Source organism: uncultured Draconibacterium sp., from assembly GCF_913060805.1.
Classification (GTDB): Bacteria; Bacteroidota; Bacteroidia; order Bacteroidales; family Prolixibacteraceae; genus Draconibacterium.
Genome location: NZ_CAJXTC010000037.1, coordinates 17,602 through 40,048, shown reverse-complemented (window position 1 = coordinate 40,048; position 22,447 = coordinate 17,602). Strand labels below are relative to the sequence as shown.

Here is a 22,447-nt window from a genome sequence, read left to right as displayed (position 1 = left end):
TGCGTTAAGATTTAAGTGTTCTTACAGAATTACTAAATTTGAGCGAATTTTTAAATCCATTTTTTAATGAGAAGTCTTTTGCTGCTATGCATGGCATTTTTACTGTTGTTACCAACCGAACAGGTTTTCGGGCAGAATTTTGCTGAAAACGAGGTTGTTATTTTTCAAGGCAAAAAGTTTGTTATGCACCAGGTTCGCACCGGCGAAACAATTTATTCGTTAAGCAAGAAGTATGGTGTAACACAAGCTGCACTTGAGGAAAACAATCCGGGAATTGAGAAAGGACTGACGATCGGGCAGGTGCTAAAAATTCCTTATGTTGAAGGAATCGAACTTCAGAATTCTTCAGCAGATCAGAAAGGCGATCCTTCAGGATTTATTAAATACAAAATCGAATCGAGAAAAGAAACAGCGTATTCCATTGCCAAACAGTTTGGAATTACTGTGGAGGAACTTTATGCTTACAACCCAACTGTTCGGAAATTTAAAAAGCGTACAGAGCTGAATATTCCATACTGGAAAGAAGAGGAGACAACAACGGAATCAACCGATTTCTCAGAATCCGGGTTGAAGGAACAATTTATCACGCATCAGGTAGTTTCGGGAGAAACGCTGTATTCGCTGGCGAGAAAATACGGAACAACCGAGCAGGAAATTATTGCTTTAAATCCTGACGCAACGCAGCTAAAAACCGGAATGAAGCTAAAAATAAAAGCTGCTGAAACGGAAGCTGAAAATCTGCCTCAACCGATTGAGTTGGGTGGCAACAAAAATTATATCGAACACATTATTGAATCGGGAGAAACAATGTGGGGAATAACCCGCAAATACAATGTTTCTGCAGAGGAACTACAAGCGATAAACCCGATTTTGAATACCGGGTTTCCGGCCGGAGCGGTAATTAAAATCCCGGTTGCAGAGGCCAACGAGCCAATGGCAAAACCGGTTAACGAAGAAGCCTTCGAAAAACATTTGGTACAAAAAGGGGAGACTTTATATGGTTTGTCGAAACAATACAGTGTAAGTATTCCAGACATTATTAAATACAACCCGATACTCGACCGACGCAATTTGGCGTATGGCGAAACCATTTTAATTCCTAAAAAGCCAGAAGAAGTTTTTGCCAAACCGGAAAGTGACAATGTTGTGATTGCAGATATCGATTCGGCAAAAATGCTGGAAGAGTTTTATGCGGTAGAAATGCCGGTTGAAATTCCTGAATCGTGTATTCCGGATCTGTCGGCATCGTATTCCGGAAAAACATATAATGTTGCCTTGTTTTTGCCTTTTTATTACGAAGCGAATGATACGCTGAACCGTGAAGATTTAGTGATCGATTCGATGGCACTTTTTACAACTGAAGAAACTGAAATTGCTCAAGATACAACTATTGAACTGGAGGAACGAAAAGAACTGTTCAAGCAGTTTTATGGTGGAAGTGAAAACTTTGTACAGTTTTACGAAGGCGTACTTTTAGCTGTCGATTCGTTGCAGAATATTGGCTTTGATGTAAAACTCAACGTTTTTGATACGCAGCGAAACAAAGATTCGGTACGCCAGTATTTTATGGCTAATGAGTTTTTCAACACTGATTTGATCATCGGGCCGATTTTCACGAACGTGCAGCAGGAGATTGCTGCCTACGCCGCGAAGAACCGGATTCCGATTATTTCGCCACTGGCTTCGCAGACTTCAATTACGCGATCGAATTCGGAATACTTCCAGGTAAATCCATCGCGCGATTACCTGATTCGCCAAACGGCTGAAATGGTGGCCGAAGAGCATTATAACAGTAATTTTATCATCGTAAAAACCTCGAATTATTCAGGTACTCCAGAAGGTCAGCTGGTTGAATTGTTACGCGAGAAATTTTTCAATTCGGGATTATTAAGCAGTAACGAGGGGGTTAATTTTACGATATACGATTTTCAAAACGAAGGTGCTTTCGGCTTGCGACGAATTATGTCGAAAACCAAAGAAAATGTGGTATACATTCCATCGGAAAACGAAGGCGAGTTAAGTGTGGCAATTTCCAATATAAACAACCTTTCTGATGAGTATTCGATTACGCTGATCGGTTCAAACCGTTATCCAAATTATTCGAGTATTCAATTGGAGCAGTTTCATAATCTGAAGCTTAAATACATCGCGCCTTACTACACCGATTATACCAATAAGCAAACCATTAATTTCGTGGAAAAATACAAGGAAAACTTCGGAACGGAACCTGATAATTTTAGTTTTCAGGGCTACGATGTAACGCTGTATTTTTTAACGGCATTAATAACTTACGGTAACGATTTTGCCGGATGTCTGCCTTACATGCATACTTTTCAGATGCAGGGAAATTATCATTTCGAGCAATTGACACAGTTTGGTGGTTATATGAATGAAGGAGTTTCGGTAATTTCATATACCCGCGATTACGAGGTAAAACGTAAACGTGTTAAGGGTCAGCCTCGTTTGATTATGGCTTCCGACAATTAAAAGTTGGTGGCATTTCTCATAAACTGATACCTGAAAATATTTTATCTTAACCGATCAAATAAATTAAACTGAAATGGAAGATTTAACTATTGGAACAAGGGTTGAACATCCGCGTTACGGAGAAGGAATAATTAGTAAAGACAACCTTACTGCCTACGAAATATTTTTTGAGCGAGGTGGTAAAATGGAGATTACAAAACGAAATACCGACCTGACGGTTTTGCAAGCAAATGAAACTGCACCAAAATCAGGGCTGTCAATCAGCGAAATAGAAAAGGTACTGAGCTATGTACTGGATAAACATGCTGCGTTGAATGAGGTGGTTCCCTTAGGTGAAAAATGGGAAGGTGGAACAATGTTATTGCAGCCGGCCAATCCTGATTTGAAACCAAAAGAAATTCCTGTTGAAACATTCTTTCATAAAATTGTAATGTTGCGCGACAGGCTGCGTGTTTTGGAGCAAAACATTAACAGCAGTAAATCGCTGACCGACGAAGAGAAAGTGAATATCCAGCAATACATAACACGGGCTTACGGATCGCTAACAACTTTTAATGTGCTGTTTGCCGAAAAGGAACACTACTTTGTTGGAGCAAAAACTAAATAATTATGAAGAAAATCAACCTAATCCTACTATTCTCATTGATAACCGGAATTGCTATCGCACAAAATAAAACTTTAAAAGTGTGGCCCAACGGTGCACCTAACGACAACGGGATGACCGATCCCGAAGAAAAATACGACGGTGTACGCGTTCGCAATGTGTCGGAAGCCGAAATGTATGTTTTCTCGCCTGAAGCCGAGATTAATACCGGCGCGGCTGTCGTAATTTGTCCCGGCGGTGGTTATTGGATCGAAGCAATGGACCATGAAGGATATGATATTGCACGTTTTCTACAGAGCAAAGGAATTACCGGAATTGTATTAAAATACCGTTTGCCTTACGGAAACCACGAAGTTCCATCGAGCGATGCACGTCAAGCGATGCGTATCGTACGTGCAAATGCAAAAGAGTGGGGCATCAATCCCGAAAAGATTGGAATAGCCGGCTCGTCGGCTGGCGGACACCTGGCTTCAACTGCCGGAACTGTTTTCGATTATGGAAATAAAGAAAGCGCCGATAAAATTGAGCAGCAAAGTTGTCGACCTGATTTTATGTTATTGTTGTATCCGGTAATTACCATGAAAGAAGAGTTTACGCACATGGGATCTCGCGAAAACCTGATCGGTAAGGGACACGATAAAGAGTTAATAAGAAAATATTCGAACGAGTTAAATGTTAGCGCTGAAACGCCACCTACATTTTTGGTTTTGGCCGACGACGATAAAAGTGTGTTGCCAAAGAACTCGATCAATTTCTATTTAAAGTTGAAAGAATTTGATGTGCCTGCTGAGTTACATATTTTTGCAAAAGGTGGTCATGGTTTTGGCATTCGCAAAAATGGAATTCCGGCTGACAACTGGCCAAATTTATTTATCGACTGGCTAAAAGCAAGAGAAATAATAGAATGATGAATGTCGAAGGAAGATAAACAATCTGGAACGGGAAATCAAAAATCTACAATCGTTAATCATCATTCGCAATTCGAATTAAATGGATACACATCCTTTAAAAGTTTTAAAATATTGTCCGAAGTGTGCTTCTGCGGAGTTTAATAAATCCGGCGAGCGATCATTAAAATGCGCGACTTGTGGTTTTCACTTTTTTATAAACTCTGCGGCTGCTGTGGCGGCGTTGGTTACTGATGATGCTGGAAAATTAATGCTGGTAACACGTGGCGTTGAACCCAACTATGGAAAACTCGATCTACCCGGTGGATTTATCGACCCGATGGAATCGGCAGAAGAAGCTGTAAAGCGCGAATTGCAAGAGGAGCTGGGATTGAAAGTAAAATCGTTAAAATACCTGGGCTCTGCACCAAACGAATATGTATTTTCGGAATATACGGTGTTCACATTAGATATGGCATTTCAGGTTACAGCCGAATCTGTGGAGAACCTAAAACCAATGGACGATATTCTTGATTATAAATTCTATTCAGAAGACGAGTTGGATTACGATGATATTCCTGCTCCATCGATTAAAAAATTTGTTAAAGACTATTTTCAAAGCATAAAAGCATAAACAATGAAATCAGAAATAATACAACGATTGACGGCCTTACGCGCCGAAATGAAAAAGCTCGGTATTGATGCGTGGTACATTTCAGGCACCGATCCGCATTCGAGCGAATATCTACCCAAACGCTGGGAAACCCGCGAATATATTGCCGGTTTTACTGGTTCGTACGGTTTGGTTGCAGTAACGCTTGACAAAGCGGCTTTATGGACCGATTCGCGCTATTTTTTACAGGCTACCGAAGAGTTGGAAGGAACCGGAATTGAAATGCAGAAGTTGCGTGTTACAGATGCTGTTTCGCCTGACAGTTGGCTGAGCCAGAATTTGCCGGCCGGCAGTAAAGTGGGGCTCGATGCGCAATCGCTCACGGTTGATGCTTTCAGAAGTTTGCAAAAAGGTTTTCTGAAAAAAGATATCGAACTGGTGGAAACTCCGGATCTGTTGGAAGCTATTTGGGAAGACCGTCCTGCTGTTCCAAACGATAAAGTTTTTGAGCTTGACGTAAAATACGCAGGAGTTGGACGACCTGAAAAACAACAAAAAATTGCCGGGGAACTGGCTGCATTTGGCGCCGATATTCACGTTGTTTCCATGTTAGACGAACTGGCGTGGTTGTATAATTTGCGTGGTTCGGATGTGCCTTACAATCCTGTTTTTACAGGTTTTGCGGTAATTGGCGAAAAAGAAAGTGTACTTTTTGTCGATCCGGGTAAAATTGATTCGGAGCTAAAATCGAAACTTGAAGCTGATGGCGTTGAGTTGAAAGATTATACCACTTTTTACAATTACCTGACAGAAATCGAGGGGAAAACTGTATTTGTTGATCCGTCTACTTTAAACTATGCCGCTTATAATGCACTTGCAAACAATAACGAAACTGTTGAAGGAACTTCGTTGGTAGCCATACAAAAGGCGCTGAAAAACGAAACAGAGCTGGAAGGTTTCAGAAGTGCTATGAAAAAAGACGGTGTGGCATTGGTGGAATCAATTTACTGGTTGAAGGCCATTATTGGAAAACAAACGGTAACCGATTATGAGTTTGGCGAAAAACTAGCCGAAATCAGAGCAAAACAAGACGGTTTTAAAGGCGAGAGTTTCCACCCGATTGTTGGTTATAAAAGTCGCGGTGCTATTGTTCATCTGCACGTTTTTGCCGAGGATGCGCAACCGCTGGAAGCCGATGGTGTAGTACTTTTTGATTCTGGTGGTCAGTACATCGACGGAACAACTGATGTAACCCGCACAGTTGCTTTGGGAGCCGTTTCAGATCAATTCAAAACTGATTTTACACTCACCCTGAAAGGAATGATCGGTTTAACACAAGCTAAATTTCCATACGGCGTAAAAGGCTGTCATTTGGATATTCTGGCGCGTCAGGCATTGTGGGAAAATGGTATGAACTACGGTCATGGTACCGGCCACGGTGTTGGCCATTTTCTGAATGTGCACGAAGGACCGATGGCCATCCGTTTGGAATACAACGAGAATTTGATGCTTCCGGGACAGGTACTTTCTAACGAACCGGCTTTTTACCGTGAGGGACAATACGGACTTCGAACAGAAAATATGATGGTTTGTGTGGAACGCGAAACTACAGAATTCGGGCGTTTCCTTGGTTTTGATACACTTACACTTTGCCCGATCGACACAACGTTGATTAAAGTTGATTTGTTGACAGAGAAGGAGCGTAAGTGGTTAAACGATTATCACCAATTGGTGAACGACGAGTTGAAACCATTACTTGAAGATAAGTATCATGCGTTTTTGGATGAGATAACGCAAGCAATCTAGTAATAGAATCTGTACACTTAGTTCCAGATTATTATAAAATTGGAGAGCAGTATTTCTATAGAAATGCTGCTCTTCGTTTTTATTGATTCTGTTGTTGATTGGTTTTAGCAGAAGAACGCCCCACAAACAGCAATAATCCGTTTACAAAATAACTTGAGATAATTACTGCATTTCCCCAATCCTGGTAATTGTTCATGGTCATTAATTTGCCGATTAATGCGGTAATTCCACCCAGTAGCATTCCCCAGATTACATTCTTTCGGTTCACCTGAATGGCAAGTAAACCACAAAGCATTGGTACTACAAAGGCACCCGAGAAAAAGCTTAGCGCCAAAAGCAAAGCCTGAATTACAGAAGTTATATACAACGAGATCAACAAACTTAAAATCCCGATTACAACCACCAGCCAGCGGGTGAGTGGCAGCGATTGTTTTTTCTCCAGGTTACCGCTAAACAGTTCGCTTAAAATCATTGACGAAGTGAGCAAGGTTGTATCGGCCGAAGACATTACTGCAGAAAGCAGCGCTGCAATAAATAAACCATAAGCCCAATTGGGAAGCAGGTGCCCTGCAAATGCCATTATTCCCTCGTTTTCTCCTCCGGAATAAACACCTAAATAGGTTAAAGCAAACGAAACCGGAATTAATATCGATGCCACGATCAGTATACTTCTTCGTGCAGTTTTTTCACTTCCGGCACAAAACAAGCGGGAGTAAATATCGGGCCCTACAACAAATGTTACCGAATAAGTCATTAACAGAACGATCAGGTCGACAACCGAAAATTTAGAATTGAACAGCGCTGTAATTTTTAAAGGCTCAACCTGCGAATGTTCCGGTGATTGAATAGCGAAAAACAGCAGTGCTGCCAACCCGCTGATAATTAAAACAGCTTGCAAGGTATCTGTTTTAAGAATACTTAACTGGCCGCCCAGCAGGGTGTAAGCAATAAAAACCAGTCCCGATAAAATGGCAGCATTCTGATACGAAATAAAACCCAAGCCCTGCAGTATTTGTGCTGCAGCAATTATTTGTGCAGCTACAATTCCCAGCCACGCCAAAGGAATAATAATCGTCGAAAATCGTTCTGCTTTGCGCCCAAAAAACTTTCCCAACAATTCGGGAAGTGTATAATTTCCGTAACGACTTACATATTTTGAGATAGGTGCCAGGATAAACAGGCCAATAGCAGCAGAAAACAAAAACCACAAGGCAGCCCAGCCTCTGCTTTGGCTTAGTTCGATCGTTCCCATCAGTGCTGAGCCACCAAGTATTGTAGCCAGTAAACTACCTGATACCGGCAATAATCCGGCTTTCTTTCCGGCAACATAATAATCGGCTGGTTTTTTAATCCGAAATGCCGAATAAACGCCAATCCCGACAATAAAAACAAAATAAATAAGTATGGTTATTTCCGTTTGCATAATTAGTTGACAAATATGGGAATTAATGTAGCAATATTGTATTTTTGCTTGTCAATAAAATAGGAAAACGTATTCATTTTATTGATCCTGTAAATGCAGGCGGCAATTGCCAAAAGTGTTTATGGGGTTGAAGTGTTAATTAGGTTTCAATTAATTTTGATTTATAACGCAATAAATGGATTTGACTATCAGAAAATCACAACCCGGTGATTTTTATTTCCTTGAAAAGCTGGAAAACGAATCTTTCCCGCAGTTTCAGAAGAGTTCCCGCAAAAGTATCAAACACAGCCTGGATAGTACATTTCAGGAAGTTTTAATCGCAGAATCGAAAGAAGGCAAAAATGTAATTTCTGTAGGGGCGCTCACATTGTTTAAATATAAACATGCACTACGAATTTATTCGATTGCTGTTGTGGCAGAACACCGAAATGCAGGATTAGGCACTTTCATGTTGAATTACGTGAAAAACCAGGCTATCGAAAATCATTATCAGAAAATATTGATTGAGGTTCAGTCGAAAAACAACGAACTGATCGAGTGGTATAAAAAGAAGGGATTCAAGGAGTCGCATACGATTGCCGATTATTATGCGAGTGGGGAAGATGCGGTTAAAATGGAATACATTTTAGAAACCGAGGAAGTTCGAAAAAAGACTACGAATATTATCGTAATCAACCAACCACACAAATGGACTTTTTCCGATGTGAATGCTAAAGTAATTTCGGTAAAAGAGTACATCAGCAACCCGGTTTATCAGAACAGCGCTGATATGCGTGTTTTTAATCTCTGCAGTTCGTACAAATACCAGAGCTACGGTTATTATGTGTCGTTGCTGGCGGCAGCCCGCGGTCACCGTGTAATTCCGAGCTCGGTTACCTTGCGCGACTTTAAAATGCTGAATGTTATCCATTCCACATCGTACGATATTGATGAGTTGATAAACAAAGCATTACAAAAAGTTAAAGGCGATAAATTTCAGCTGAAGATTTATTTTGGGCAGACAGCCTCAAAAGGTTTTAACTCAATTGCCAACCGGCTTTACCTTTTGTTTGAAACGCCGCTTTTCGAGATTGAGTTTGTAAAACAGGAGAAGTGGATTATTAAGGGAATAAAAGTTTTAACCTTAAACAAGTTGCCAGAAAGCGAAATTGAGCTTATTTACGAGTTTGCACGTAAATATTTTAGCAAGCGGCGTTTTAATAAAACCACGCTCATCAATTATAAATACGACATTGCCATTCTTATCGATCCTGAAGAAGAAACGCCACCGTCGTGTAAACGTGCACTTCAAAAGTTTAAAGCAGCGGCCAACCGAAAAGGATTGTACGCGGAGTTTATTACAAAAAATGATTTTGATAAAATCAACGAATTCGACGCGCTGTTTATCCGCGAAACCACGAATGTAAACGATCATACCTACGAATTTTCACGAATGGCGTATGCCGAAGGTTTGGTTGTTATTGATGATCCGTGGTCGATATTGCGCTGTTCCAATAAAATATTCCAGAACGAGATATTCCGGAAACACAAAATACTAACGCCGCAAACAGTTGTTTTTACCAAGAACATTTTTGAAAAGAAAGACCTTGATGATATGAATTTTCCACTGGTGTTAAAGCAGCCCGACAGTGCATTTTCGTTGGGAATAACAAAAGTGGAAAATAAGGAAGAGGCTTTTGATGCGATTAACCAGCTGTTTAAAAAATCGGATATGATCGTTTGCCAGGAGTTTCTGTATTCTGAATTCGACTGGAGAATAGGGGTGCTCGACAATCGACCGCTTTTTGCCTGCAAGTATTTTATGTCGAAAGGGCACTGGCAAATTTACAACTGGACTGGTGAAGCGGAAGAGTATTCCGGCGATTCGGAAACCGTGAATATAGAAGACGTTCCAGAAGAAGTGGTAAAAACAGCTTTGAAAGCATCGGCATTGATTGGCGACGGATTGTATGGTGTTGACCTGAAGTTGGTAAACGATAAAGTTTATGTGGTTGAAGTGAATGATAATCCGAACATCGACGTGGATATTGAGGATTATATTTTGAAAGATAAATTGTACGATCAGGTCATCGAATCGATTTATAACCGAATCGAAATCTCGAAAAATATTCAGAGGATAAATTTCAGAAATAAGTAAAAACATTTCTTAGGTCTTGAAATTGATCATAATTGATTGAACTTTCATTTTGAAAGCTGGTTGTTTAAGTGTAATTTCAGAACTTCCTGAAAAAAATATTAAGAATATCACCTAATTACCAAAAGCATGAAAAAGTTAATTTATTTGAGTTTTATTTGGGGACTATTTTTAGTGGCATGTACTTCTAAAGAGAAGATAGAGCCGCCTGTTGCAAAAAAGATAATGAAAGAACTTACGATACACGGTCATACGCGCGTTGACAATTATTACTGGATGAATGAGCGCGAAAACCCTGAAGTGATCGCACATTTGGAAGCAGAAAATGCCTACAAAGATGCTGTGATGAAACACACTGAACCGCTTCAGGAAAAATTGTTTGAGGAAATTAAGGCGAAAATCAAGCCGGAAAACGAGTCGGTACCCTACAAAAAGAATGGTTACTACTATTACTACAAACAATTACCCGGAAAAGAATACGATGTAAACTGCCGGAAAAAGGGAAGCCTCGATGCGGAAGAAGAAGTGATGCTCGATGAAAACGTACTGGCTGAAGGACAGGAGTTTTTTATGCTTGGTGGGTTATCGGTAAGTCCGAATAACAAACTCATCGCATACGGCGTTGATACCGTTAGCCGCAGAAAATACACCATTCATTTCAAAAATCTGGAAACCGGCGAAACTTTGGAAGATGCCATTCCTTTAACCACCGGAAGTGCGGTTTGGGCCAACGATAACAAAACGGTTTATTATACTTTGAAGGACGATGTTACGCTGCGTTCGGAGAAAATTATGAAGCACGTTGTGGGAACACCGGTTGAAGATGATGTGGAAGTGTTTTACGAAGACGATGAAACATTCTCTGTTTTTATATTCAAAACTAAGTCGCAAGAATATCTGATCATTGGAAGTGAAAGTACATTGACTTCTGAATATCGGTTTCTGGATGCCAATAATCCGGAGGGTGAATTTAAGATCATTCAGCCTCGTGTTAGAGGATTGGAATATTCGGTTGATCATTTTGGTAACGACTTTTACATTCGTACCAATCTTGATGCGCTGAATTTCCGTTTAATGAAAACTCCGGTTTCAGCAACCGAAAAAGAAAACTGGACCGAGGTTATTCCACATCGCAGCGATGTTTTCTTTGATAATTTTGAGATTTTAAAAGATTATCTGGTTGTAACCGAACGTATAGAGGGAATCAACCAACTTCGCGTTATTCCGTGGAATGGCGTAGAATATTTCATCAATTTTGATGAAGAGGTGTACACGGTTAGTCCGAATGTAAACCTCGATTTTGATACCGACGTTTTCCGTTTTAGTTATACTTCGCTAACAACACCTAATTCGATTTACGATTACAATCTGAAAACGAAGGAACGCACTTTGTTGAAGCAGGATGAAGTGTTGGGTGGTTTTAACAAAGACGATTACGAAACCAAACGTATTTATGCAACTGCCGGCGATGGAACCAAAATTCCGATGTCGATCGTGTATAAAAAAGGCATGGTGAAGAATGGCAATAATCCTACACTGTTGTATGGTTATGGTTCATACGGATATACTTACAATCCACGTTTTTCTTTGGCCCGTTTGCCATTGCTCGATCGCGGCTTTGTATATGCAATTGCCCATATTCGCGGAAGCCAGATCAATGGCCGCCAGTGGTACGAAGACGGAAAGTTGCTGAAAAAGATGAACACGTTTACTGATTTTAACGACTGTGGTCAATTCCTGATAGACGACGGATATACCAACTCCGATAAATTATTTGCCATGGGAGGAAGTGCCGGCGGACTGTTAATGGGAGCTTGTATAAATCTTCGTCCTGATTTGTATAAAGGTGTTATTGCCGCAGTTCCTTTTGTTGATGTGGTTACTACCATGCTCGACGAAAGTATTCCGCTTACCACAAGCGAATTTGACGAATGGGGAAATCCAAAAATCGAAAAGTATTATCACTATATGCTTTCGTATTCGCCATACGACAATGTGGAAGCCAAAGATTATCCGGCCTTGCTGGTTACAACCGGACTGCACGACTCGCAGGTGCAATATTGGGAGCCGGCAAAATGGGTAGCCAAATTGCGCGAATTAAAAACCGACGATAATCCGCTGCTGTTCCATATAAACATGGAATACGGACACGGAGGAGCATCCGGCCGTTATGAATGGATAAAAGAAACGGCACTGGAATATGCATTTATTTTCGACCAGATAGGAATTACAGAATAAATATTAAAGGCTACTTTTTAAGTAGCCTTTTTTGTTATTGGAGTAGTACAATAAAAAATTTCCTGTATTTATAAGAAGCGATTGGCAAGCTCCAAATTATGGTTATATTTGTGTGTCGTGTTCGTTCACGGCAAGTTTAAACCAACGTAAAATCTAATAATTGCAACAAATGGGCCGTTTCGTCAATTTACATTTGTTCGTTCTTGTTAAAAGCAGTGCAACTTATTAGAATGAAGTGATTTGCAGATAGGCTTGTCTTGATCTGAAGCGATAATTTATTTACTGTAATAAGACAAATTGAATACTACTACTTATGACTAACAGAAGAAATTTCCTGAAAGTGGCCGGGGTGGGAATTGCCGCATCTGCAATTCCAGTTTTCTCGCAGGCCGCAGTACAACCCGCAAACAAAGAAAAAGCAAAACTTGATTTTGGTTTTGGTGTGGCATCTTATTCCTTGCGCGAGTTCGACACCGAAACAGCATTGGATATGGTAAAACGTTGCGGGGTAGATCGAGTAACCTTTAAAAGCATGCACCTGCCTTTAGATTCTGATAAAGCTGCCATTGACAAAACGCTGGCTTTATGCAAAGAAAAAGGCGTGTCGCTTTATGGTGGCGGCGTGGTTTACATGAAATCGAAAGAAGATGTTGACCAGGCTTTTGATTACGCAAAAATGGCACAAATGGACATGATAATTGGTGTGCCGAATCACGAGTTGTTGGAGTATGTTGAAGGCAAAGTAAAAGAATACGATATTAAACTGGCGATTCATAATCATGGCCCGGGCGACAAACTGTACCCAAGTGCAGAAAGTGCTTATGTGCTGATAAAAGATATGGATGCCCGTATGGGTTTGTGTATCGATATCGGTCACACCAAACGTATTGGCCGCGATCCGGAACAGGATGTAAAAGACTTTTTCGATCGTGTTTTCGATATTCACATTAAAGATGTAACCAAAGCAGAGCACGATGGATCAACGTGCACCATCGGGCATGGAGTAATCGATTTTCAGTCGTTCCTGAAAGCAGTAATCAAATTAGATTATAAAGGAACTTTGGCGCTGGAATACGAACCGGAAGGAAAAGATCCGCTGCCTGCAATGATGGAAAGTTTTGGCTACATTAGAGGAATTTTAGCAACATTGTAAACCAATAAAACTATAATATGACTAACAGAAGAGATTTTCTAAAAAAGGTGTCGGCAGGTGCAGCCGGTGTTGCAGTTGGTGGAACTGCCATGGGCATGTCGGCAAAAAGTTACAGCAAAATTTTAGGTGCCAATGATAAACTCAATGTCGCCATTATGGGGCTGGGCCGCCGTTTGGGGGCTTATTACGCACCAATTGCTGAAAAAGAAAGTAATGTTGAGTTAAAATACTTATGCGATGTAATGCAACATCAACGCGAAAATGCAGCTGCTAATTTTGCAAAACACATCGATTACAAACCAAAACTGGAGAACGATTTCCGAAAAATTCTTGCAGATAAGGATGTGGATTGTATAATAAATGCCACGCCCGACCACTGGCATACTCCGGGTTCGGTAATGGCAATGCAAGCCGGAAAACATGTTTACGTTGAGAAGCCTTGCAGCCACAACATGGCCGAAAATGAGATGATCGTTAAAGCGGCTGAAAAGTACAACAGGGTGGTTCAAATGGGTAACCAGCAACGTTCGTCAGATCACACCATTGAAATTATTAGAGAAATCCATAACGGAGTAATTGGCGTTCCGTATCGTGCAGTGGCTTTTTACCTGAATCAAAGGGGAGAAGTGCCGGTACAGAAAAAAGCGGCTGTTCCAACTGGCTTGGATTGGGAAATCTGGCAGGGACCGGCTATTCACCGCGACTACACCGAAGAAACCTGGGATTACAACTGGCACTGGTATGGCTGGAATTACGGAACCGGCGAAACCGGAAACAATGCAACACATGAGCTCGATGTAGCGCGTTGGGCATTGCAGGTTGGTTTGCCAAACAATGTACATGTTGAAGCCGGCAAACGTCATTTCTTCGACGATGGCTGGGAAATGTACGACACCATGGATGCTACTTTCCTTTTTGGTGGCGACAAAGTGATTAAGTGGGATGGCCGCAGCCGAAATGCACACGATACCTACGGAATGGGAGGCCGCGGAACAATTATCTATGGTAGCGAAGGAACTGTGTTTGTCGACCGTGGAAAATATGTGCTTTACGACCGAAGTGGAAAAGTTGTAAAAGACAGCGTGTCTGCATCGCAGGAAGCCGGCACAGCACTTGGCGGCGGTGGCGACATGTCGACCAAACATGTTCAAAACTGGTTTAACGGAATTCGTGGTGTTGGTGAATTGAATTCGCACATTATGGAAGGCGCTATCAGTCAGACAATGGTGCATTATTCAAATGTTGCCTATCGCATCGGTCATGGTTTTGACATTGACGATAAAACCGGAATTATGTACGACCGGGACGCCATGAAATTGTGGGGCCGTGACTACGATCCAAATTGGGAACCAAAACTTTAGAAATACATAAGGCATGAAAAGGCGGGGATTTCCCTGCCTTTTTTTGTATCCAAATTTTTAAAAAGAAGGAATATAAATTAACAATAGTGCTGTATTTGTTGGCTCTAAGGTCTGTAAATCTCGCTTACTTTTTTAATTTAGTGCTCTACTGAAACCATAAAACTATGAGAATGACGGAACCTACTATTTTTAGTGATACTTTTCTGGCCTTTGGCAGTCATTGCGACGTAGTGCTCCCCAACCTTGAGGCCGATACCGCAAAAAATATATTTCAAAAGATAAAAGCCGATATTGAGCAGCTTGAAAGTACCATCAGCCGCTTTAGTTTATTGTCTGATATTCACGAACTCAATCAAACCGGAAAGGACGTTTGGGTGGAAGTTCCCGATGAATTATGGGAAATTCTTACCATAGCAATTGACTTTAACCAGATGAGTCAGGGCGCGTTTGATGTTACCATGTTTCCGGTGCAATCGCTTTGGATTGAAAAAGAAGATGTTGAAGAAAGCGAACTGGAAGAATCGCTGCAAAAATGTGGTTTTGATAAAATAGAACTCGACCTCGAAAATAAACAACTTCGTTTTAAAGAAGATGGTGTTGAGTTGGATTTTGGTGCTATTGAGAAGGGTTTTGCCCTCGATTTGGTTAAGCCACTTTTAATTGATTTGGGTGTTAAAGATGCCATCATCAGTTTTGAGGAAGACGTGGTTTTGGCACTCGGAAATCATCCGGCCGGAACAGAGTGGCCACTGGGAATTAGAAATCAGCAGCAGCCCAACGAATTTGCACATGTTTTTGAGGTGTCAGGTCAAACCGTTTACACAACCGGAACCGTTTATATTCGCGACGATGGCGAAGGAATGAAAGCCCGAAAGACCATCAGTCCGGCAACCGGTCTACCTGTTGAAGGAAAACGAACTGTTTCGGTAAAAGCCGACTCTGCAACCATGGGGGCGTTTATTGCCAACATTTGGCTCATTCTACCCGAAAATGATAAAGCGATCATCTCCAACCAACTCAGCAATGTTGAAATTCTGGAAGTTGAATACACCGACGATGATGTAAAAACAAAGGCAACGATAATAGAAAAGGAGGATCCGTCATGAAAAGATCCATTATAATATCGCTTCTCTTTGTGCTGATCACCAACGGTTTGGTTTGGGGACAATTGACCATGAAAAAGCAGCAGGATGGAATAAAAATCGTTGATGGCTCATCAAACGTTTTGTTTTACCAGATGCATCCGCTGAATAAGGATGGAGCTTACGAACGCTGCAACTATATTCACCCGCTTTGGGGTTTAAATGGCAAAATACTTACTGAAGATTTTCCTGCTGATCATTTGCATCACCGGGGCGTATTTTGGGCTTGGCATCAGGTTTGGATTGGCGATGAACGTATCGGCGATCCGTGGGAAATAAAAGATTTTGACCAGGAAATTACCGAGATTGAATTTATGAAAGATCCGGATAAAACGGTGTGGCTGAAAAGTGAGGTGCTGTGGTCGTCCGACAAATGGAAAAAGAATGGTATTAACAAACCTTACATCCGTGAGAATGTTTCTATTCATATTCACGAAAGCACGTTAAAGTACCGAAGAATTGATTTTGAAATCCGGCTGATAGCTCTGGAAGAGAATTTACGGATTGGAGGCTCAGATGATGAAAAAGGTTACGGAGGTTTTTCCGTTCGTATGATTTTACCCGACGATGTTCAGTTTTCAGGAAAAAGTGGCAACATAAAACCTGAGGATAATGCCATTCCGTCGGAGGGATTTGTAAATATTTCGGGTACGCTGGGCAAAGGAAATTCAAAGGCTGGTCTTGCCATCCTCGATAACAAGGACAATCCCGGTTATCCGCAGAACCTGATCCTACGCGAAAAGAACAGCATGCAAAATATTGCCTGGCCGGGTACTGAGCCGGTTGCGCTGTCAACTACCGAGCCATTGGTTTTAAAGTATTCGCTTATTGTTTATTCCGGCAAAATGACTTCAAAAAAGATATCAAAATTAGTTGATGAATAAAGCGATTAGAACAACAGAAAACATAAGTTTTTAATACAACAATGACAGACAGAAGAAAATTTATAAAACATTCGGCGATAGCCACTGCGGCAGTGGGTGTTGCTCCCGGGCTTTTGAACGCCTGTGCATCGCCTGCCGAACAGGTCAACGTGGCGCTTATCGGTTGTCGTTCGATGGGATTTAGCAACCTTCAAAGTTTTTTGCGCGAAGAAAACAATGTTGCTTGTGTGGCGCTTTGTGATGTTGACAGTAATGTGTTGGAGAAAAGAGCTGCCGATGTTGAAAAAATGACGGGGAAACGACCGCTTACTTACGCCGATTTCCGTGATGTATTGGATAACAAAGATGTACATGCGGTAATAATTGGTGCACCCGACCACTGGCATGCCATAATGATGATGATGGCTCTGGATGCGGGAAAACACGTATATGTGGAAAAACCGATGGGGCACAGCATTGAAGAATGTAATGCGATGGTGGCTGCCCAGGCAAAACATCCTGAATTGTACTGCCAGGTAGGCATGTGGCAACGCAGCTCGAAACATTGGTTTGAGGCTTCTGAAATTGTGAAGTCTGGCTTATTGGGCGACGTTCATTTGGTAAAAGCCTGGATTTACAAAGGTTACGATACACCATATCCGGTAATGGAGGATTCGGTAGCGCCGGATTATGTCGACTATGATATGTGGTTAGGACCTGCCCCTAAACGTCCGTTTAATTTAAATCGTTTTCATTATAATTTCCGCTGGTGGTGGGATTATGCAGGAGGTGCAATGACCGATTGGGGCGTTCACCTGCTTGATTTTGCCTTGTATGCGATGGATGCCGATATGCCAGAGTCAATTTCTCCGGGTGGCGGTATTTTCTATCACAAGCCGGGAGCCATTGAAACGCCCGATATTCAGCAGGCCATTTATCAATATCCAAAACATACCATGATTTGGGAATGCGGGTTAAATCCGGGAATCGGACCGTACCAAAAAGCGCACGGTGTGGCGTTTGTTGGGCAAAAGGGAACTTTAGTAGTTACCCGAAGTGGTTACGAAATATTACCCGATCACAGTAACGAATTAAAGGGGCCTTTCTTTGAAGCCAAAGCCCAGAAAGAATATGGCGATGGACTTAATGAGCACGTGCAAAATCTGTTGTCGTGCATTCGAAAAGGTGGGTCGTTGAATGCTCCGGTTGAAGTTGGTGCCAAAACCGCTATCGTTTCCGAGATGGGAAATATGGCTTATCGCGTTGGGCAGCGGATTCACTGGAATAATGCATCGCAGTCGTTTAACGAGGCAGCTGCCACGGATTTGATGACGCTGAATTACAATAAAAACTGGCAATTGCCAAAAGTTTAATTGATTGACTAGGATTTTTATACGATTTCTGAAAATTATAAATTCAATTAAAAACGGGAGGTTAATTATGGCTTCCCGTTTTTTGTGGACGGCAAACTCCTGATAAATATTCTTATACCGATGATGAAAAACATTGAGCCATTGGTTCGCTCACTCCCAATGCCTGTGTTTTTCCATATCGGCATTATACCAATCTGAAAATAGTTAAAAATAGCCTAAACATTTTCAGAATTGGTATTATTTTAGGGAAATGAAGAAGATCGTAATTGCACCCGACAAATTTAAAGGATCGTTAACCGGAATTGAGTTTTGCGATGCCGTAGAACGTGGCATTAAAAAGCACATCGAAAATGTGACAATTATAAAGTTGCCACTTGCTGACGGCGGAGATGGAACGGTTGATGCCCTGAAATTTTATACCGGAGGGGAGTTGATTTCAGCGGAGGTGCACGATCCCTTGTTTCGCCCCATTCAAGCCAATTATTTGTATGCTGAGAAAGAAAAGCTGGCTTTTATCGAAATGGCTGAAGCATCCGGAATTCGCTTGCTAAAAAACGAAGAATTGAATCCTTTGGAGACTTCAACTTTCGGAACCGGGGAATTGATTCTGGATGCGATAAAACGGGGTGCCAAACATATTCTTTTGGGAATTGGCGGAAGCTCAACCAACGATGCCGGAATGGGAATGGCCAGTGCACTTGGATTTCGTTTTTTTGACGCTGAAAATAACTTGTTGGAAGGACGTGGAAAGGATTTAAATCGTTTGGCAACTATCGATACTTCGATGGTTAATGAAGATCTCAGCAAAATAAAATTTGAAGTGGCCTGTGATGTTGATAATCCATTATTCGGACCAAACGGTGCAGCGTATATTTATTCGCCACAAAAAGGAGCATCGGAGCAAGTGGTGGAAGAGTTGGATGCCGGACTAAAAAACTTTAATGAAAAGGTAGAATCACAATTCGGGAAGAACCTGCAAAATATTGCCGGGGCAGGAGCGGCCGGAGGACTTGGTGCGGGATGCGTATTGTTTCTGAACGCAAAGCTAAAATCGGGGACACAACTGATAAAATCAATTGCTGATTTTGATGAGCAGGTAAAAGACGCCAACTGGATTGTTACCGGCGAAGGTAAATTCGATGAACAGACATTTTCAGGGAAAGTGATCAAAGGCGTGCTCGATTCAAGAACCAACCAGAATCTGGCTGTTTTTTGCGGGTTAAGTGAGTTAACTGATCAGCAAATTAAAGCGCATAAAATCGATTTCCTTGCTGAAATGATGGAGCAGGCTACCGATGTTGAAGATTCCATAAAAAATGCCGGTAAATACCTGGAACAAGCTGCGGAACAGTTTGCAACTAGCATTAAATCAGAGAAATAATTTTTGTATATTGAAAAAGCAAAATCAATATTCATGTATCGTTATACCTTTCTTTTAGCCCTGTTATTGTTGTTCGGATGTTCGGACGATTCTGTTGTCGACAATCAAACAGATACCGGTTTATATTTTCCGCCAACTGATTCTGAAACCTGGGAAAGCACTTCCATTTCTGAAATGGGGTGGAATGAAGAAGTAGTACCCGAACTTTATAATTTTTTGGAGAGCAACAATACACGAGCTTTCCTGATTCTTAAAAACGGACGCATCGTTGTTGAGCAATACTGGGGAAAAGATATCCTGAATATTGCTTCGTTCGATAAAAATTCGAACTGGTATTGGGCATCAGCAGGTAAATCGTTAACTGCTCTTTTGGTCGGCATTGCCCAGCAAGAAGGTTTTCTTTCCATCAACGATAAAACGTCGGATTATCTTGGTGAAGGCTGGACAAGCATGGAAGCGGAAAAGGAAAACCTGATTACCATAAAACATCAGTTAACCATGACCACTGGAATCAATCACCAGGTTGATGATTTTTACTGTACTTTGCCCGAGTGTTTAACTTACGAAGTTGATGCCGGAGAACAGTGGTTTTACCATAACGCGCCCTACACTTTGCTTGAGGAAGTTGTTGCCGCCGCTGCGGATATGACTTACAGCCGGTTTACGCGCGATTATGTGGGTAAAACAACCGGAATCGATGGCACCTGGATTAAAGGCGATTACAATAATGTTTACTGGAGCACTCCGCGCGATGCTGCACGTTTTGGCTTGCTAATTCAAAACGAAGGGAAGTGGGATGATGTGGAGGTTTTGAGCGATAAAAGCTATTATAATGAAATGGTGAACACCTCACAAAACTTAAATCCTTCGTACGGTTATTTGTGGTGGTTAAACGGGAAAGGTTCGGTTGTTTTGCCGGGGTTAACGATTTCCGTTCCTCGTGATATGTGCCCCAATGCTCCCGACGAGTTATTTTCAGCCATGGGAAAAGATGGTCAGTTTATTGAAATTTTACCCAGTAAAGGAATTGTTGTTGTACGAATGGGAGAGGCGCCCGATGACTCTTTGCTTCCTGTGCTTTTTCACGACGATATATGGGAAATATTAACGCGCCTCTTTGAGTGATTCAACTTTAACAGCCGGCAGTTTAAAATAAAACAGTGAACCCCCACCTTTTTCTCCGGTACTTTCAACACCCACTTTGCCACCGAGCTTTTCAATAATACGTTTTACTATCGAAAGCCCAAGTCCGTAACCGTTTGCCTTGTCGGGTTGCAGGCGTGTATGTTTCCGGAATATCTTCAGGTGCTGATCTTTCGGAATACCATCGCCATTGTCTTTCACCCAGTATTTTACCATGCCGCGTCCGGTAAGTTCGCAACCCACTTTTATAACTGGTGGAACTCCACCGTATTTCATCGCATTCGATAGCAGATTTATCCAGATTTCCTCAATCCACGGAGCGTAAGCCTGCGCATCAATCCAGCTGCTTTCAATTTCAATTGTAGCCTTGTAATCGTTAACAAGATCCGTAATCTGTGCCATTGCCGCAGCGTAAACCTTCTGCATTTCAATTGGTGTGGTTTCAACATCTTCGTGCCCGGCTGTGGCCATTTTCAGCAATTCGTTGGTTACGCTTATGGTTTTCGACGACGACTCTTTTATCATTTTCGAAAACTGCTTAACCGTATCCATATCGCCATCCTCAATCGCTTCAATAATAATGTCGCTGGATGAATAGATCACTCCCAATGAGTTTTTCAAGTCGTGTGCCAACGTGTGGGCATATGCATCTAAATCGTCGATCAGTTTTTCGTTTCGTCTGTTCTGGTCTTTCAGCTGTTCGTTCTTTTTAGTGAGCTGAATTTCTGCAACTCGAATTGACGAAACATCGCTTAAAACCATCAGCTTTCCGCCAAGTTTCCCAAGCTGGTTGTAAATTGTTGAAACCCTGATTTGGTAGTAATAGGTTTGGTTGTTATGGTTTATCTCAAAGTCGGTAAAACTGTCGTCGGCCGACCGAAGCAGCTCAATAATATTCGGAAATTTTTCAAACGTATCAACAAAGTTGGAATGAATGATCGTTTTTGCATCGAGGCTAAACGTTTTTATCAGGGCCGGATTGGCTTCTTCAATAACCCCGTTTGTATTGATTACCAAAACACCTTCATTCATGGTGTCGAGCAGTTTCTGGCGGGCAAGCGGAATCAGCTCAAATATTTTATAACGGAATATGCCAAATACAATGATCAGCCCGGTTAAAACAAACGATACGGTGGTCCAGTCGAAACCCGGAACCGGATTGATGTTAAAAATGTACATCAGGTTGGCAATTACCGGAATCAGCGAGGCAATGATCAATAAACGAATTTGCTTTTTGTAAAAACTGGTAAAGGTCGAGATCGAGCTAATCAGGTTAAAAATTCCCCACGCGATTAGCGTAAATGTATAGATGTCGAAAATCCAAAACCAAATCCCGTGTGTGTAATGGAGAATATTAGTACTGCTGTTTAAACTATAATCTTTCCAGATGAGTCCGTGTTTGTCGTTGGTAAATACCAGAACCAGCGTAATTATTGGAATAATCAGCGTTAGAATGATATTACGTTTATTTACCAAACGAAATTTCTGACTAAAAGCGGTGGTGAAAAAGAAGAACGAAACAGGAATAAACGCGATTCCCATATACGACATTTGCGAGTAGAAAACTTTCTCTTCCAACACGGGAGTTCCAAATTCCAGTGCGTAACAGAAAGCCCAAATAGCAACAAAAACTTCCAATAAAATAAGGAAGCGCACCTCCGCGGCTTGTCTAAATTTCCATAAAAGAATACAGGTTCCGATGGCAGTAAAGGCGGTTATAAGTTGTATACTGCTTATACTCGGTATAAAATCAATCATAGGTAGCGTCTGTTGCTTGATGCACAAATTTATAAAATCCTATAAATTCTTATTGGCATTTTGGTTTTTTATGCAAACAGG

The 22,447-nt window shown here is 41.5% G+C and carries 16 protein-coding genes; 14 read left to right on the top strand and 2 right to left on the bottom strand.

The annotated features are described in order from the left end of the window. The first annotated feature begins 66 nt into the window (after positions 1-66). The 5 genes from QZ576_RS18485 to QZ576_RS18465 all read left to right on the top strand — a co-directional run bounded on the left by QZ576_RS18485 (position 67) and on the right by QZ576_RS18465 (position 6,397). A complete protein-coding gene (locus QZ576_RS18485; RefSeq protein ID WP_297099791.1) occupies positions 67-2,487 on the top strand; it encodes a LysM peptidoglycan-binding domain-containing protein in 2,421 nt (806 codons plus the stop codon). Between the two features lie 73 nt (positions 2,488-2,560). Next, the gene (locus QZ576_RS18480; protein ID WP_297099789.1) at positions 2,561-3,094 is read left to right on the top strand and encodes a hypothetical protein; all 534 of its coding nucleotides are present in this window, start codon (positions 2,561-2,563) and stop codon (positions 3,092-3,094) included. Between the two features lie 2 nt (positions 3,095-3,096). After that, entirely contained in the window at positions 3,097-3,999 is a 903-nt protein-coding gene (locus QZ576_RS18475) for an alpha/beta hydrolase (RefSeq protein ID WP_297099787.1), read from the top strand. 82 nt (positions 4,000-4,081) lie between these two features. Beyond that, a complete protein-coding gene (locus QZ576_RS18470; protein WP_297099785.1) occupies positions 4,082-4,612 on the top strand; it encodes an NUDIX domain-containing protein in 531 nt (176 codons plus the stop codon). A gap of 3 nt (positions 4,613-4,615) precedes the next feature. Beyond that, the gene (locus QZ576_RS18465) at positions 4,616-6,397 is read left to right on the top strand and encodes an aminopeptidase P family N-terminal domain-containing protein (RefSeq protein WP_297099783.1); all 1,782 of its coding nucleotides are present in this window, start codon (positions 4,616-4,618) and stop codon (positions 6,395-6,397) included. A gap of 79 nt (positions 6,398-6,476) precedes the next feature. Here QZ576_RS18465 and QZ576_RS18460 read toward each other — a convergent pair whose 3' ends face one another. After that, positions 6,477-7,820, bottom strand: a complete 1,344-nt coding sequence (locus QZ576_RS18460; protein WP_297099781.1) for a sodium:solute symporter — start codon at positions 7,818-7,820, stop codon at positions 6,477-6,479. A 175-nt stretch (positions 7,821-7,995) separates the two neighbouring features. On the opposite strand from QZ576_RS18460, the gene QZ576_RS18455 reads away from it, so the two are divergent. The 9 genes from QZ576_RS18455 (at position 7,996) to QZ576_RS18415 (ending at position 20,590) form a co-directional block, all read left to right on the top strand. Then, positions 7,996-9,957 carry a GNAT family N-acetyltransferase gene (locus QZ576_RS18455; RefSeq protein ID WP_297099779.1) on the top strand — a complete coding sequence of 654 codons (1,962 nt, stop codon included), beginning with the start codon at positions 7,996-7,998 and terminating at the stop codon, positions 9,955-9,957. A 126-nt stretch (positions 9,958-10,083) separates the two neighbouring features. Further along, positions 10,084-12,192 (top strand): S9 family peptidase, encoded by a 2,109-nt coding sequence (locus tag QZ576_RS18450; protein ID WP_297099777.1) that lies wholly within the window; start codon positions 10,084-10,086, stop codon positions 12,190-12,192. A 313-nt stretch (positions 12,193-12,505) separates the two neighbouring features. Continuing rightward, complete coding sequence (locus QZ576_RS18445; RefSeq protein WP_297099775.1) at positions 12,506-13,345, top strand: sugar phosphate isomerase/epimerase; 840 nt, start codon at positions 12,506-12,508, stop codon at positions 13,343-13,345. A 17-nt stretch (positions 13,346-13,362) separates the two neighbouring features. Then, positions 13,363-14,706, top strand: a complete 1,344-nt coding sequence (locus tag QZ576_RS18440) for a Gfo/Idh/MocA family oxidoreductase (protein ID WP_297099773.1) — start codon at positions 13,363-13,365, stop codon at positions 14,704-14,706. Between the two features lie 170 nt (positions 14,707-14,876). Then, on the top strand, positions 14,877-15,812 hold the full coding sequence (locus QZ576_RS18435; RefSeq protein ID WP_297099771.1) for an FAD:protein FMN transferase: 936 nt from the start codon (positions 14,877-14,879) through the stop codon (positions 15,810-15,812). Beyond that, entirely contained in the window at positions 15,809-16,732 is a 924-nt protein-coding gene (locus tag QZ576_RS18430; protein ID WP_297099769.1) for a PmoA family protein, read from the top strand. The genes QZ576_RS18435 and QZ576_RS18430 overlap by 4 nt, the downstream gene beginning before the upstream one ends. Positions 16,733-16,773: 41 nt before the next feature. Continuing rightward, positions 16,774-18,084 (top strand): Gfo/Idh/MocA family oxidoreductase, encoded by a 1,311-nt coding sequence (locus QZ576_RS18425; RefSeq protein WP_297099767.1) that lies wholly within the window; start codon positions 16,774-16,776, stop codon positions 18,082-18,084. Between the two features lie 250 nt (positions 18,085-18,334). After that, positions 18,335-19,465, top strand: coding sequence for a glycerate kinase (locus QZ576_RS18420; protein ID WP_297099765.1), 1,131 nt, complete (start codon positions 18,335-18,337; stop codon positions 19,463-19,465). Between the two features lie 33 nt (positions 19,466-19,498). Beyond that, the gene (locus QZ576_RS18415) at positions 19,499-20,590 is read left to right on the top strand and encodes a serine hydrolase (RefSeq protein WP_297099763.1); all 1,092 of its coding nucleotides are present in this window, start codon (positions 19,499-19,501) and stop codon (positions 20,588-20,590) included. On the opposite strand, the gene QZ576_RS18410 is transcribed toward QZ576_RS18415, so the two are convergent. Further along, positions 20,570-22,366: a histidine kinase N-terminal 7TM domain-containing protein gene (locus QZ576_RS18410; RefSeq protein WP_297099760.1), complete on the bottom strand. Its 1,797-nt coding sequence runs from the start codon at positions 22,364-22,366 to the stop codon at positions 20,570-20,572. The genes QZ576_RS18415 and QZ576_RS18410 overlap by 21 nt on opposite strands. Positions 22,367-22,447: the final 81 nt, after the last annotated feature.